The 13899-nt window shown below is 54.5% G+C and carries 14 protein-coding genes; 5 read left to right on the top strand and 9 right to left on the bottom strand.

Annotated features, from left to right (window positions below):
- Positions 1–98: 98 nt before the first annotated feature.
- On the top strand, positions 99–308 hold the full coding sequence (locus HCQ99_RS00365) for a hypothetical protein (protein WP_166984599.1): 210 nt from the start codon (positions 99–101) through the stop codon (positions 306–308).
- A 129-nt stretch (positions 309–437) separates the two neighbouring features.
- Here HCQ99_RS00365 and cydB read toward each other — a convergent pair whose 3' ends face one another.
- Together cydB and HCQ99_RS00355 are read right to left on the bottom strand one after the other, a co-directional pair.
- Complete coding sequence (cydB, locus tag HCQ99_RS00360; protein WP_166984598.1) at positions 438–1466, bottom strand: cytochrome d ubiquinol oxidase subunit II; 1029 nt, start codon at positions 1464–1466, stop codon at positions 438–440.
- Between the two features lie 12 nt (positions 1467–1478).
- The gene (locus HCQ99_RS00355) at positions 1479–2933 is read right to left on the bottom strand and encodes a cytochrome ubiquinol oxidase subunit I (RefSeq protein ID WP_166984597.1); all 1455 of its coding nucleotides are present in this window, start codon (positions 2931–2933) and stop codon (positions 1479–1481) included.
- A gap of 189 nt (positions 2934–3122) precedes the next feature.
- On the opposite strand from HCQ99_RS00355, the gene HCQ99_RS00350 reads away from it, so the two are divergent.
- Positions 3123–4169: an App1 family protein gene (locus HCQ99_RS00350; protein ID WP_166984596.1), complete on the top strand. Its 1047-nt coding sequence runs from the start codon at positions 3123–3125 to the stop codon at positions 4167–4169.
- A gap of 118 nt (positions 4170–4287) precedes the next feature.
- Here the strand turns inward: HCQ99_RS00350 and HCQ99_RS00345 are convergent, their stop codons facing one another.
- From HCQ99_RS00345 to HCQ99_RS00320, 6 genes are all read right to left on the bottom strand, one after another.
- Positions 4288–4848 carry a YceI family protein gene (locus HCQ99_RS00345; RefSeq protein ID WP_166984595.1) on the bottom strand — a complete coding sequence of 187 codons (561 nt, stop codon included), beginning with the start codon at positions 4846–4848 and terminating at the stop codon, positions 4288–4290.
- 129 nt (positions 4849–4977) lie between these two features.
- Complete coding sequence (locus HCQ99_RS00340; protein ID WP_166984594.1) at positions 4978–5706, bottom strand: type 1 glutamine amidotransferase; 729 nt, start codon at positions 5704–5706, stop codon at positions 4978–4980.
- A complete protein-coding gene (locus HCQ99_RS00335) occupies positions 5700–6998 on the bottom strand; it encodes a Mur ligase family protein (RefSeq protein WP_166984593.1) in 1299 nt (432 codons plus the stop codon). Before HCQ99_RS00335 ends, HCQ99_RS00340 begins: the two co-directional genes overlap by 7 nt.
- A gap of 9 nt (positions 6999–7007) precedes the next feature.
- Entirely contained in the window at positions 7008–8027 is a 1020-nt protein-coding gene (locus HCQ99_RS00330) for an Fpg/Nei family DNA glycosylase (protein WP_166984592.1), read from the bottom strand.
- 8 nt (positions 8028–8035) lie between these two features.
- Positions 8036–8536 carry a ribose-5-phosphate isomerase gene (locus HCQ99_RS00325; protein WP_166984591.1) on the bottom strand — a complete coding sequence of 167 codons (501 nt, stop codon included), beginning with the start codon at positions 8534–8536 and terminating at the stop codon, positions 8036–8038.
- A gap of 41 nt (positions 8537–8577) precedes the next feature.
- Positions 8578–9216 (bottom strand): mycothiol-dependent nitroreductase Rv2466c family protein, encoded by a 639-nt coding sequence (locus HCQ99_RS00320; RefSeq protein WP_166984590.1) that lies wholly within the window; start codon positions 9214–9216, stop codon positions 8578–8580.
- Between the two features lie 74 nt (positions 9217–9290).
- Here HCQ99_RS00320 and pepN point away from each other — a divergent pair, with 74 nt between their 5' ends.
- Genes pepN through HCQ99_RS00305 form a run of 3 tightly spaced genes read left to right on the top strand, consistent with a single transcriptional unit; the run spans position 9291 to position 13232 of the window.
- Positions 9291–11867: an aminopeptidase N gene (pepN, locus tag HCQ99_RS00315; RefSeq protein ID WP_166984589.1), complete on the top strand. Its 2577-nt coding sequence runs from the start codon at positions 9291–9293 to the stop codon at positions 11865–11867.
- Between the two features lie 41 nt (positions 11868–11908).
- The gene (locus HCQ99_RS00310) at positions 11909–12805 is read left to right on the top strand and encodes a mechanosensitive ion channel family protein (protein WP_166984588.1); all 897 of its coding nucleotides are present in this window, start codon (positions 11909–11911) and stop codon (positions 12803–12805) included.
- Complete coding sequence (locus HCQ99_RS00305; RefSeq protein WP_166984587.1) at positions 12798–13232, top strand: globin; 435 nt, start codon at positions 12798–12800, stop codon at positions 13230–13232. Before HCQ99_RS00310 ends, HCQ99_RS00305 begins: the two co-directional genes overlap by 8 nt.
- 28 nt (positions 13233–13260) lie before the next feature.
- On the opposite strand, the gene HCQ99_RS00300 is transcribed toward HCQ99_RS00305, so the two are convergent.
- Positions 13261–13899 (bottom strand): Trp biosynthesis-associated membrane protein, encoded by a 639-nt coding sequence (locus tag HCQ99_RS00300; protein WP_166984586.1) that lies wholly within the window; start codon positions 13897–13899, stop codon positions 13261–13263.

Here is a 13899-nt window from a genome sequence, read left to right as displayed (position 1 = left end):
TACTGCTACTTCTTTCGGCGATATTCCAGTGCCGGAATTCCAACATTTTCAGCATATGATTGAAGGAGACAAGTGCCACACAACTTTTCGGAGGCAAAATGCATTACTTAGAAGCGGTCGCACACGAACCCGCAATTTTAAGCACTGTTTGGACACCAATTGTGGTTGTCGCATGCGCCATTATCGCTGTGCTGTTCATCTTTTTTGCGGCGGTGCTCATCAAGAGCTTTTTTGTGACCGTCAATCGGCGTAAGGCAGCTGGGGCAGCAGCTGTTGGAGCGGTAGCAGCCGATACACCCGGCCGCTAACCAAATCCGGCCACTCCTCGCTGTAAATTTTAATTTTCTTCCAGCGGGTAACGTAGAAAGACCGATCCAAAATTTTTCGGATCGGTCTTTCCTTGTTTTGGGATCAGCGCCCCGCCACTAAATTTTTACTCAGTGTGCGCTAGCGGTGACAGTGTCTCTGCTAATGCGCTTGCGGAACACCCAGAATGTCCACGCCTGGTAGGCGAGCACAAACGGGAGGGTGAACACTGCAACCCAGGTCATCAATTCCAGTGTTTTCTGCGAGCTCGCAGCGCCAACAATAGTCATTGACTGCGCCGGATCGATGCTTGAGATCATCAGGTTCGGGAAGAGGGCTGCAAAAATTGTCAACAGTGCGAACGCAATAGTTGCTGTGTTGAACGTGAACGCCCAACCCTCCCGGCCTTTCAGGTTTAACACCCAAGCCACGATAGCGGCGACCGCGGCCAGCGCAGCGCAGGCGATAATAGCCGGCAGCATTGGATTGCTAAGGTGCTGGAGGATCGTCCACACCAGGAACAGCGCTGCTGCCACGATGGTTCCCGCACCAACCTTTACTGCGAGCGCCTGTGAGCGCTCTTTCACCGCACCGGTTGATTTCAGTGCCAAGTAAACCAGGCCGTGAGTGAAGCAGAGCAGCATCACCACAACACCGCCGAGCAAACCGTATGGGTTGAGCAGCGTTAAAAGCGTGCCCTCATAGAGCCAGCCGCCGTTGTCCATCTTGCTAATCGGGAGACCCTGAATGAGGTTCGCAAAAGCGGTGCCCCACAGAAGTGGCGGGAGGAACGATCCGATCATAATGAAGCGATCGAACCAGGCTTTCCATTTTTCGCTCTTGCCCTGGTGCCGGTACTCAAAGGAAACACCGCGCAAAATCAGCGCAACCAATATAAGCAGTAGCGCGAGGTAGAAGCCGGAGAACATTGTTGCATACCATTCAGGGAAGGCAGCGAAAAGGCAGGCACCGGCGACAATTAGCCAGGTTTCGTTGAGATCCCAGACAGGGCCGATTGTGTTGATAACAACACGGCGATCGGTGTCATCTTTGCCGACAAACGGCAGCGCCATACCGACACCGAAGTCAAAGCCGTCGAGCACAAAGTAGCCGATGAGCAGGACGCCAACGATTAAGAACCAAACTGTTGTGAGTTCCATTGTTCTAGCCTCCTAGTAAACCGTTGCGTAACGGGTGTTGTCGGTTGTATCATCGTGCGCCGCAGCTGCGTCATCCTCGGTAATTTCTTCAGGCCCCGCCTTTGCCGCTTTGGTTATGAGTTTGAACTCAACAACCGCGAGCGCGCCGTAAACGAGTGTGAAGACAATCAGGCTGATAAGCACCGCCCAAGCTGGCACCCCAGGGGAAACACCCTGTTCGGTTGTCATTACCCCAAATACGAGCCACGGTTGGCGCCCCATTTCGGTGAAAACCCAACCGATGATGCTTGCGAGCATCGGGGTTGCAGCCGCCCAGATGGCGACTGTATAAGCCCATTTTGGTGCTGTGCGACCACCGCGGGTCAACCACAGGCCAACAATAGATACCAGTGCTGCGATAACTCCAAGGCCGATCATCCAGCGGAAAGCCCAGTAGGTGATCCAGATAACTGGCGCAAAGTTGCCGTCTGATGGGCAGGTTAGTGCCGAATCAGCACCGCAGTACAGCGCCTGATAGTCAGCCTGCAAATCGCGGATACCTTCAACCGAACCGTCAAAGTTGCCGTTCGCGAGGAATGAGAGCAGGTACGGAATCCGCACCGAAAAAATCTCTGCTGAGCCGTCTGGGGTGCCCAGGCTAAACAGCGAGAAGCTCGCATCAGCCCCCGAGGCGCTCTCGTACATTGCTTCTGCGGCAGCCATTTTCATTGGCTGGGTTGCGGTCATAACAATGCCCAATTCGTGCCCGGTTACACCAACACCAACAAACGCCAGCAGGTTAGCCCAGATGCCGAAACGCAAAGCGCTAAGCATTTGCGCATGGTGCTGGTTGCGCTTTAGGTGCCAAGCTGCGGTGGCGATAATTGCGGTGCCCGCAAACATAATTGAAGAGAAAATAGTGTGCGGGAACTGCAGCAGAGCAACCGGGTTTGTGAGAACGGCGATGAAGCTTTCTAGCTCAGCACGACCGCGCTCTTCGTTAATAACGAAACCCTGCGGGTTTTGCATGAAAGCGTTTGCCGCGAGAATAAAGTAGGCGCTAATCCATGTGGCGATTGCTGTTGCCCAGATAGACACCAAGTGCACTTTCTTCGGCAGTTTATCCCAGCCAAAGATCCAAACGCCGATGAAGGTTGCCTCCAGGAAGAAAGCAATCAAACCCTCCATAGCGAGTGGTGCGCCAAAAATATCACCATTAAAGCGTGAGTAGTTCGACCAGTTCATGCCGAACTGAAACTCCTGCACAATACCTGTCACGACGCCCATGGCAAAGTTGATCAGGAAGATCTTGCCGAAGAGTCGTGTGAGTTGCAGCCATTTAGCTTTCCCGGTGCGCACCCATATGGTTTGCATGATGGCAACCAGGAAGCTCAGACCGATGGTGAGTGGAACAAAAATGAAGTGGTATGCCGTCGTCAACCCAAACTGCCATCTGGCTAGGTCAACAGCATCTAGTGTTGCGAACACTTCTACCTCCGGTTAGGGAGCGGGTGCGCACACTGTAAACGTGCTGCGCACGCCACTGTGTATCGCTCCCGAGACGCAGTGCTCGAAAGCTCCGGCCGTCGACCGGACACTCTAATCTTAAACTAAACTGAGAATTTCCTGCGAATTAGCTTTGATATCGAACAAAATAACGCCGTTAGACTTATAGCAATGTCGAGCTCTACTAACAACACCCGCCCACACCGCCTAATGCGGCTCGATCTCTGGGTCAACGCACGCAGGGAGCGGCGGGCACGGAAACACGGCAAGGTTCCTGTCATCGTCCCCTCTATCAGCTACGGGGGGAAAGGCTGGGTGCGGCTGCTCGGGCGCACACTTTTAATGTCACCGACCGACCGTAAATTTAGCTCGCAAGACCCCGCACCATTTGCAGCTGGACAGGTGCGCGGCTGGCGCTCCTTTACAAGCGTTTCCGCCCCAAAAGAAACTGTTACGGTGTATAACGAAGGCACTGAGGTAGCTAGGATAGCCACCGATACCGGCGGTGTGTTAGATGCGCATATCAGTATTGATCTGCCCGCCGGTTGGCATCACATTACCCTCGAAACAAGCAGCGGTGACCGCGCAGAAAGCCCGGTATTCATTGTTGACGCAGCTGAAACTTTCGGCGTTGTAAGCGACGTCGATGACACTATTTTGAACACGGTGCTGCCGCAGCCGTTTGTTGCCGCTTGGAACAGTTTTGTGCGCAGTGAATACGCACGTTTGGCCACCCCGGGCATGCCCGGCTTGCTGGATCGTATTCGCCGTGCACACCTCGCCTCACCAATTATTTACCTCTCAACGGGTGCATGGAATGTTGCACCGGCTCTGATCCGCTTTATGCATCGCCATCTGTGCCCGCGCGGTCCGCTGCTTTTAACGGATTGGGGGCCCACGCATGATCGCTTCTTCCGCTCCGGCCGCAAACACAAGGAAACTGAGCTGCGGCGACTAGCGCAGGAGTTTCCTGATGTTAAATGGCTGCTGATCGGCGATGATGGCCAACACGATGAAGAAATATATTTGGCCTTCACGCAGGAGCACCCCGAATCTGTTGCAGCGGTGGCGATTCGTCAGCTAACACCTGGTGAGGCGATGCTCGCGGGTGGGCGCTCCAAAGCCGAAAAACACCATGCGGTCAGCGGTGTGCCTTGGGTGTACGGCGGCGATGGCGGCAGCCTCTATCACCAGCTGAAGCAGATTAATATCCTCTAAAGCCCGAGATAGCGTCATTAAAAATATTTCACGACCTTCTAGAGTCTGCGTCAAACTTTCGCGGCTCTAGAAGGTCGCGAAATAGGCTCTAACAGTATTGTTGGCGACTGCTAGTAACTTACTTCTTTAGCGCTTGCAGTTCTAGTGAAATTGTCACCTTATTACCCACTACAAGCTGCCCGGTTTTCTCAACAGCTCCGCCGAAGCTGATCCCGAAATCGGTGCGGTCAATGTTTGTGTGTGCGCTCAAACCAATGCGGGTGCCACCGTATGCATCGGCGCCGATCCCGGTAAGCTCAACCTCGAAGGTTACCTCCTTAGTAACACCGCGCATGGTCAGGTCACCGGTTATTTCACCGTGCTCTGCATCACGCAACTGGAACTCTCGCCCAACAAACTCAAAGGTTGGGTGCTCATCAGCTGCGAAAAAGTCGCTGTTGAGCAGGTGCGCGTCACGGTTCGTCTCACCCGTGCTCACAGATTTTACCTGCACTGTTGCGGTCACAGTTGAATCTTTAGGATCTTCGCCGGTGACAATTTCCCCGCCAAACTCATTAAAGTTGCCCCGGACTTTGCTAATACCGAGGTGGCGCACAGTAAAAGCTACTTCTGAGTGAACAGGATCAATCTCCCATGTTCCCGCCTCGTAGTTTTCGATCTGCTCTGCGGTTACTGCCATGCTAGTCTCCTTCTCGTTGTATTGTTACTCTTCGCACGAATGCGTGTCATAACAGTGCAACGACTGAAAACACAAGCTATTCCTGTTTATATTAAGCTCTCAGGAAACTTGAAGCCTTAGCAGCTCGGCTTATCGCGGGCGGTTTCTAGCGCTCTGTCTGGCTGCTGCAATCACAGAGTCATCTATTTCCCGCGGCTCAAACTCACCGTATTTGCGCTTCGCAGCGGTTGCAATAAGAAAGTCACTAACCGCAGGATTTTTTGGGAGCAGCGCACCGTGCAAATATGTGCCGATCACATTCTTAAAACGCGCACCTTCGTGCCCATCATCTGGATTATTCCCAGCCCCCTGTTTTACCCTGCCGAAGGGCTCGCAGCCGTCCCCCAAAACAGTGTTACCACTGTGATTTTCATAGCCAATAATCTCACCAAACTCATCACTTTCAAGGACGATATTGCCGATCATGCGCGTATCTCCGCCGCGAGTCTCAACGTCTAACACACCGATGCCCCGCATATCGTCACCTCCGACGGTGAGAAAGCGATGACCAAAAAGCTGGTAGAGGCCGCAGATCATCAACATCGGCACCCCATCGTCAGCTAAGCCGCGCAAAACTTCCGATTTCAATTGCAGATCTGCCGCAACCTTCAACTGCCCAGAATCTTGGCCGCCACCGCCGAGGAAAATATCAGCATCAGCGGGAAGCGGATCCCCCGGGTTCACAACAACTGTTTTCGGCTGGTAGCCCTGCAACCGGATGCGCCGCTGTAGTGCGATCACATTGCCCTGATCGCCGTACATATTCATCTCGCGCGGATACAGCGAGACTATTACCAGCTCTTTACCGGCGTCTACCATACGTCCTCCACATCAGTGAGCTCGGCAAGATATTTGCGAATCTCGAGCATCGCGGTGTAGCTGCAGTAAATACGCCGCGGCACCCCGGCTGTGCGCTCCCGAAAACTGGCCACCGCTGTGCGCAGATCTTCGATTGTCTGCCCCACCGCTACCTCATCATGCTGCAGTCTTAGAGTCATGTCCCAAGCGCGCACACCCGACACAGTATCAACCCCACCAGCTTGCAGTGTTGAAAAATCGACATCCCACAACCATGACATGTCACGGCCATCGGCGTATTGATCGTTGATCGCAATCATGACAGCAACATTCTCGGGCGCAAATGAAGCCAGGCCGAGCCGGAATCCGGCCGGATTTTTCACCAACACAAGCTCAAGTTTTTCACCGTCCAGCTCCAGCTGCTCGCCTCTGCCAAAGGCCGGGCGGATCTCTGCCAGATCATGCAGCAGTTTATCGGATGCAACCGGAGTCGCATTGTGCGCCAAAATCGCACGCACTAGCGTCATCGCAGCAGCCGCGTTAAAGAGATTGTAGAGCCCTTCAAGCCGCAGGGTTGTTTCAAACTCTGCCCCGTCGATGAGATACTTAGCCCGCTGCTCCCCAACCGCTGTGAGCATAACGTCAGGCTGTTTATGCCCGGCCTTTACAGCTATCTCAGTCGCAGCCCCATAAAGATCCTGGTCGTTTGGAAAAAGCTCCCTAAGCGACTCAGACAGCCCGAACTCAAGCACCCTAACTCGTCCGGCTGCGCTAAGTTGCACCCCGATCTCATGCAGCAGCGGGTCTTCACAATTTACGACCACAGTATCCTGCGTGGCGTCAGCGAGTTTCTTTAACAGGCTAGCGGTGTAGTCGAGCTCACCGAACCGATCAAGCTGATCACGGAGCACATTTAGCAGCAGGGTGTGACGCGGCCGCACCCTATCTATAACGTGCATCGCATGCGCTTCATCAAGCTCCAGCACCGCAATATCGGCCTTCAGTTCACCCTTCCAATTCACCTCGCCCAACGCCGCAGCAACAATACCGCGCGCAAAGTTAGAGCCGGTTTTGTTAGTGAAAACCTTAAGCCCCTGCGCTGACAGCAGCTCCACCACCATTTTCGTTGTGGTTGTTTTACCGTTCGTGCCGCTAATTGCCACAACACCGAACGGTAACTGCGCCATCAGGCGCGGCAAATATTGCGGATCGAAACGCTCAACCACTAAGCCAGGCAGCGCAGACCCTCCCCCGCGCAGCCGTGCAGCAGCGCGCACGATCCGACCGACAAAGGTAGAGAGCAAATGACGCATAAAGTTATTCTAATGTTGGCACCCGGGGCACCAGTAGAGTTTTCGCTTGCCGAACTCTTCGAGCTGGATCTCAGCGCCGCAGCGCTCGCACGCAGTGCCCTCCTTTTTGTAAACCCAGTGTCTAGCGTCTCGGTCTCGTAACGCCAGAGCGTACGCGGAACCGGTCAAACCGTCTTTGGTGATCATCTGCCCGACGCTAATTCCTGTTTCTAACAGATGCACCCAATCGTCCCACAGGTTCTGCAGCGTTTCACGCGGCAGCTGATTTGCTGGAGTGTGCGGATCAAGCGCTGCACGAAACAGCATTTCGGCACGGTAAACATTACCGATACCCGCAATAATCGCCTGATCCATCAAAACCAACCCGATAGGGGTCGGTTTTTTTGCGGCGCGCTTAATGAAACGCTCTGCTGCAGCCTGGGAAGCATCGTTTGCAGGATCCGGGCCGAGACGGTTCAAAACTCCCTGCAGCTCAGCCTCTGTCAACACTTCACAGGCCGTAGGCCCCCGCAGATCCGCGCAGACTGTCTCGGTTAACAGCCGCGCCCGCACTTGGCCCACCGGGGGTGGCGGCCATAAGCTGCCAACATCTCCAGTTTTGTCATTTTCAGCCATGCGCACTCTAGCGCGTCTTGGGGCTCCGATACTGGTCACCGAATCTTCTGCCTCGCCGTCTATTGGCGCAACAACGCCGGCCATTTGGGTCTGCCCGAAACGGCGTGCCCCACTTGCCGCCTGCTGGCCGCTGGCAGCGGTCACCCCGTGCACCTGAATAGACGGGTGCACAAGCACCTCACCGCTGAAATCCCAGGCCCCGTAGATTCCCAAGTGCACGCGCAACCACAGTTGATTCTCAAACTGTAGAAACATTTGTTTCCCGACGGCTGTCGCACGCACCATTCGCGTTCCGCTGATGAGCGCAGCGCCGTCAGCAAAACGCCCCTGCGGGCTTGTGACTTCTGTCACCCGACCCACAAAATTCGCCTCAAACTGGCGGGCGATACGGTGTACTGAATGCCCCTCAGGCACAGAAAAACCTACTCAGCCGCAGGCTTGTTGACGCCCTTACCGGCAATATCACCGGTGGTTTCGTACTCGCCGAGCTGGCCAATGCGGCGCACGTGCCGCTCGTCACCTGAGAAAGGCGTAGCAATAAACCTGTCAATCAAGGCGATGGCCTCTTCGGCGGTGTGTTGCCGGGCACCGATCGAGATCACATTTGCATTATTGTGCTCCCGAGCCAATTCTGCGGTGGAGAGGTTCCAGACCAAAGCAGCCCGAATCCCCCGCACCTTATTTGCGGCCATTTGCTCACCGTTGCCTGAGCCACCAAACACAACACCAAGCGCTTCAACTCCGGCAGCCGCATCAGCTGCTACACCCAGTGCAGCGTTAATGCAAAAGGCTGGGTAGTCGTCGAGCGCATCGTATTCCTGCGGACCGTGGTCAATCACCTCATGCCCCTGGGCAGAAAGATGCTGCTGCACTAGCTGGCTGAATTCGAGCCCCGCGTGGTCGGTTGCTACGTGAATTCGCATTTCTTACTCCCTAAAATGTTTGCGCCGTTTGCACGACGAGACTAGAACTGTGGGCGCGCGGTGCGGGTGCGCTTTAACTCATAGAAACCTTCGACCCCGGTCGCAAGCACGAGTGCGTCAAAGAGGTCGAGTGCCGCCTGCCCCTGCGGTGCGGGAGTTACAACAGGCCCGAATAGCCCCTTACCGTTGACGGCAACAATCGGGATCCCAACGTCTTTACCAACTAGCTTTAGCCCAGCAGCTGTGCTGTCACGCAGCGCCGCATCAACGCCCGAATCACCGGGCGTAAACGAGGTTTCCGCATCTGCGTAAGCAGCCAGCTCACTCGGCAGATCGAGAGCGTCGAGCGCCTCAGCGATAATTGCGTCATAATCGGTGCGCCCACCCGGGTGAATGCGCTCACCTATTTCGGTGTACAGCGCACCAACCACTTCTGCTCCGTGCGCCTGTCGCGCGGCCTCAATAACCCGTAGCGTCTGCAGACCGCCGGCGTGCATAGTCTTATGGCGGTCGCTAATTTTGTCGCGCCCCTCGTTTAGGATTTTGAGGCTAAATGGACGCCAGTTCACTGTGAAACCGCGCACTTCACTAACCTCTGTGATCCAGCGGCTGGTCATCCAGCACCACGGGCAAGAGGGGTCAAACCAAAACTCAACCGACTCGGGGTTTGCGACTGTCATACCCTCGATTCTATCAGTGAGTGTGGGATAGGCTTAAGGGGTATTTGCACGCACCTATCAAAGGAGACTAACCCGTGCCAGGAACCAATCTCACCCGTGAAGAAGCCCGCGAGCGCGCCGGTTTAATCAGCGTTTCGGAGTATCACATCAAACTTGATTTAAATCAGGGTGCAAAGCAGTTTATCTCTGACACTAAGGTGCTGTTTAGCGCTAGCAAGGTTGGTGCGGAAAGCTTCATTGATTTGATTGCAGATTCTGTCGAGGAAATCACTTTAAACGGGGTTGCGCTTAACGCTAATGAAGTGTTTGCTGATTCGCGGATCCGCCTACCTGAGCTTGCTGCCGAGAATGAACTGCACATTGTGAGCCGCCAGGCGTATACCAACACCGGTGAGGGGCTGCACCGTTTTGTTGATCCGGCTGATGATGAGGTTTATCTCTACACCCAATTTGAGGTGCCGGATTCACGTCGCGTGTTTCCAGTGTTTGAGCAGCCTGATTTAAAGGCACGTTTCTTTTTTACGGTTGAAGCTCCCGCCCACTGGCTCGTGGTTAGCAATCAGCCGACCCCTGAGCCTGAGGCAATCGGTGTCGCGGGCGCACAGTCGCACAAGCCCGGCGAAGCGATCGCACGCTGGGTGTTTGAGCCAACTCCGATCATGTCTAGCTACATCACTGCGATTATCGCAGGCCCTTACGAGGGTGAACGCGGGTCGCTCACAAGCAGCGACGGTCGTGAGATTCCTTTGGGTGTGTTTGCGCGCAAATCCTTGGTGGAATACCTTGACGCTGATTACATCATGGAAAAGACTCGGCAGGGTTTTGAGTTCTTCGAGAAAGAATTTGACTACCCGTACCCGTTTGCTAAATATGATCAGGTTTTCTGCCCTGAGTTCAACATGGGCGCGATGGAGAACATCGGCGCGGTAACACACACTGAGGCTTATGTGTTCCGTTCAAAAGTGACCGATGCAATGCGCGAACGTCGCGTTGTCACAATCGAGCATGAGCTTGCGCACATGTGGTTCGGCGATCTTGTCACAATGCGCTGGTGGAATGATCTGTGGCTCAATGAGTCATTTGCCGAATACACCTCAACGGTGTGCACCGCCGAGGCAACAGAGTGGCAGGATGCTTGGACGACCTTCGCTTCTCTCGAGAAAAGCTGGGCTTACCGGCAGGATCAGCTGCCTTCAACCCACCCAATTGTGGCGGAAATTCGCGACCTGGAAGATGTGCTGGCAAACTTTGATGGCATCACTTACGCTAAGGGTGCTTCGGTTCTAAAAGCGCTGGTGGCCTATGTTGGCCGCGATAACTTCCGCCGCGGTGTTGCACGATACTTTAAGAAGCACGCCTACAAGAACACCGAACTGGTTGATTTGCTGACGGAGCTTGAGGCTGAGAGCGGTCGTGATTTGAAGGCTTGGTCGAAAGCCTGGTTGGAGACTGCCGGCGTGAACACTCTGCGAGCTGATTTTGAGCTTGACAGTGACGGAAACTACACCTCATTCGCAGTCACACAGAGCGCGACCGAAGACTACCCAACAATTCGCCCACACAGCATTGTGATCGGTTTCTACAATCTAGTAGACGGCAAACTAACCCGCACCGATAGCGTGGCTGCAGATGTTGTTAGTGAACGTGTTGAAATTGCTGAGCTTGTTGGCAAGCAGCAACCTGACCTGTTGCTGCTAAACGATGACGATCTCACATACGCGAAACTCCGTTTTGATGAGCGTTCGCTACAGACGGCGCTTAAAGCAGTCAGCACTCTCGATGATTCTCTCGCGCGAGCTGTTATTTGGGGGGCGCTTTGGGACACCACGCGTGACGGTGAACTAGCCCCGCAGCTCTTTATCGACGCTGTGCTCGAGCACATTGGCGGTGAGGATCAGTCGAGCACGCTGCGTGTTGTGCTGAGTCAGCTGCGCACCGCAGCAACACTTTATGTGAAACCAGAAAACCGCGCTAGCGTTGCTGAGCGTGTAGCTGATCGCCTGTGGGTGCTTGCCAAAGAGGCTCCAGCTGGTTCGGATCGCCAGTTCCAGTTCTTCACCGCTTTTGCAGGTGCGGCAGTTTCGGCTGCGCATCTGGATACTGTTGAGGCGTTGCTTGCGGGTGAAATTGAGCTTGCAGGAATGCCGCTGGATACCGATATGAAGTGGAATCTATTGCAGGCGCTCGTAGCTGGCGGCCGTGCGGGTGAGGCTGAGATTGCAGAAATGCTCGTCTCCGATAAGACCGCAAACGGCGAACAGGCGGCTGCAGCCTCTCGTGCTGCTGCACCAACCACCGCAGGTAAGGAGAAGGTGTGGCACGACATCTTTGAAACTGCGGGGGTTGCTAACCTGATAATTCGCTCGAGCGGCACTGGCTTTAAGCGTGCAAGCGATGTTGAGGTGCTCCGCCCATTCGTTGCTAAGTTCTTCGACGGCCTAAATACTGTGTGGGAGACGCGTAGTTACCAAATTGCGGAGGAACTCATCACAGGTTTCTTCCCGCTGCCGTTGGCTGACGAAGAGCTGCGCGATGCTACTGCGGCATGGCTTACTGCAAACGCAGATGCAGCCCCAACTCTGCGCCGTCTTATCACGGAAGAGCTCGCTGATGTTGAGCGGGCACTGCTCGTGCAGCGCGCTGACGTCTAACCCTTCTTAGAGGTTTCGTAGGAAACCGTTTGGAGTGACCCGTGGAAGCAATCTGGCTCGCAATCAGAGATTTCTTTACCGACAATGAAACAGCGTGGCGCATTCTGTTTATTCTCGTACTCGCTTTCTTCCTCTGGTGGGGTTTGCGTTTCGGAATTAAGCAGGCGGTTGATCGTTTTGTGCACGGCGTAAAGAAAGCTCAGGCAACCGATTCAACAGCCGAAATCTCCACCTCAGGGCTGGTGCGGGAGCGCGCAATTCAGCGCACCCGCACCCTCGGCGCTGTTGGGCGCAGTGTTATCACATGGATTATTGTGGCCGTCACACTCGTGCTTGTGCTGCACGAGTTCGGAATAGACCTAACCGCTATTTTGGCCTCAGCAGGCTTCATCGGCGCCGGCCTCGCATTTGGTGCGCAATCTATTGTAAAAGATGTCTTAAACGGCATATTTATGGTTTTTGAAGACCAAATTGGTGTCGGCGATTACATTACAGTGGGTGAGGTCTCAGGCACTGTTGAAGATGTGGGCGTCCGAATAACGCAGGTGCGCGCACTCGACGGCACATTATGGTTTGTGCGAAACGGTGAGATTCTAACTCTGGGTAATATGTCGCAGGGTTACGGTCAGGCTGTGATTGACATCACCGTTGCAGCAAACACCGACCTTGAACGAGCCCAGACTGCAGCCCTGGAGTCAGCCAAACAGGCGATCCAAATTCCAGAAATCCGCCGGAAGGTAACCGGCACACCAGAGATGTGGGGTGTGCAGGCACTCGCGGGTGATAGAGCGACAATACGGCTGACCATCCGCACTCGCCCTGAGGTGCAGGGCGCTGTTTCGCGCGCTGTACGCCTGCAGATTCAGAAGTACTTCCAAGAGCAGGGTTTGGAACTCGCACCACAGACGGTAAACATTTTAAGGCCCGGGAATGCCTAACACACCAAAACCACAGCTAACACTGCGCTCTAGCGCGACGGGCGATGCTGTCTTAGATACGGTGTGGTCACATGTTGGTGGCAGTGAAACTTTCGAAAAAATTGTGCGGGAATTCTATCGCAGGGTGCAAAATGATGAAATTTTAGCTCCGATGTATCCCGATAACGATTGGGAGGGCGCTATCTGGCGTCTCCAAAAGTTTCTCGAACAATACTGGGGTGGGCCCACCACCTACTCTGAGCAGAGAGGCCATCCACGGCTGCGTATGCGGCATGCCGCCTACCCTATCAACGCTGTCGCCCGCGACCGCTGGCTGTTACACATGAATGCTGCTTTAGATGTTGTAAAACTACCCCCGATGCACGATACAGCCATCCGCGACTACGTTACACGGGCGGCAACCGCGCTCGTTAACCGCGCCGACTGAGGAGGCGTGTCGTCTCAAACAGCTGCTATCAAAGGGAAGGATCGTGGCCGTCGCTGATTGCATCCCAATCTGAAATACGGTCGTCAGAGCTTACAGGATTGTCACTTCTACCCCGTTTTTCGCTCTGCACAGTAGCTGCTTCCCGCCTCTTTTTAGAGTCTGCGACGGTGTCATATTTTGAGCGTCCAGACTGCCAGCGACGATTTCCAGCAAGCCCTAAAACAGTGGCGAGAACCAGCAAAGCTGCGCCAACGTATGTGAGCGCGACAACACCGGATGTTGCAATTTCAGTAACGGCGTATGTGGCACCTTCACCGGTAATGCCTGTCAGTTCTGCAAGCTGTTTACCACCGGCAGTAACCGGCATAATTACAAACGTAGTTACGATATATAGGCAGGCAATAGCTGCTAAACCGGTCACTGTCAGGCACAGATAGCGCAGCACTCGATTCAAAGCCGGTAATGCCAGGGTTGCGGCGATAGCGGCAAGCGTTGCCGCAATCAAACTCGCGGTTGTTTCAGCGCCTGTCACGGTGAACTCATCTACGACGGCAACACCCGGCTGTAGCTTGAAATTAAACCACACCTGGCTGAGGCTTACTAACAGCAGCGCCGCACCAAAGAGCGCTACAATCACCACTGTTTTCAGCTCGGTTATTTTCCGCAT

This window comes from Canibacter zhoujuaniae, assembly GCF_011752015.1.
GTDB classification, from domain to species: Bacteria; Actinomycetota; Actinomycetes; order Actinomycetales; family Microbacteriaceae; genus Canibacter; species Canibacter zhoujuaniae.
The sequence above is the reverse complement of the archived record's forward strand: the minus strand, read 5'-3'. Positions and strand labels throughout refer to the sequence as shown.

Excerpts from the sequence above, each read along its gene's own strand:
- HCQ99_RS00335 (WP_166984593.1), bottom strand. The coding sequence starts at position 6,998 with ATGCGTCATTTGCTCTCTACCTTTGTCGGTCGGATCGTGCGCGCTGCT.
- HCQ99_RS00305 (WP_166984587.1), top strand. The coding sequence starts at position 12,798 with ATGCCTAACACACCAAAACCACAGCTAACACTGCGCTCTAGCGCGACG.
- HCQ99_RS00340 (WP_166984594.1), bottom strand. The coding sequence starts at position 5,706 with ATGGTAGACGCCGGTAAAGAGCTGGTAATAGTCTCGCTGTATCCGCGC.
- HCQ99_RS00365 (WP_166984599.1), top strand. The coding sequence starts at position 99 with ATGCATTACTTAGAAGCGGTCGCACACGAACCCGCAATTTTAAGCACT.
- HCQ99_RS00300 (WP_166984586.1), bottom strand. The coding sequence starts at position 13,899 with ATGCGGAAAATAACCGAGCTGAAAACAGTGGTGATTGTAGCGCTCTTT.
- HCQ99_RS00345 (WP_166984595.1), bottom strand. The coding sequence starts at position 4,848 with ATGGCAGTAACCGCAGAGCAGATCGAAAACTACGAGGCGGGAACATGG.
- HCQ99_RS00320 (WP_166984590.1), bottom strand. The coding sequence starts at position 9,216 with ATGACAGTCGCAAACCCCGAGTCGGTTGAGTTTTGGTTTGACCCCTCT.
- HCQ99_RS00350 (WP_166984596.1), top strand. The coding sequence starts at position 3,123 with ATGTCGAGCTCTACTAACAACACCCGCCCACACCGCCTAATGCGGCTC.
- HCQ99_RS00325 (WP_166984591.1), bottom strand. The coding sequence starts at position 8,536 with ATGCGAATTCACGTAGCAACCGACCACGCGGGGCTCGAATTCAGCCAG.
- cydB (WP_166984598.1), bottom strand. The coding sequence starts at position 1,466 with ATGGAACTCACAACAGTTTGGTTCTTAATCGTTGGCGTCCTGCTCATC.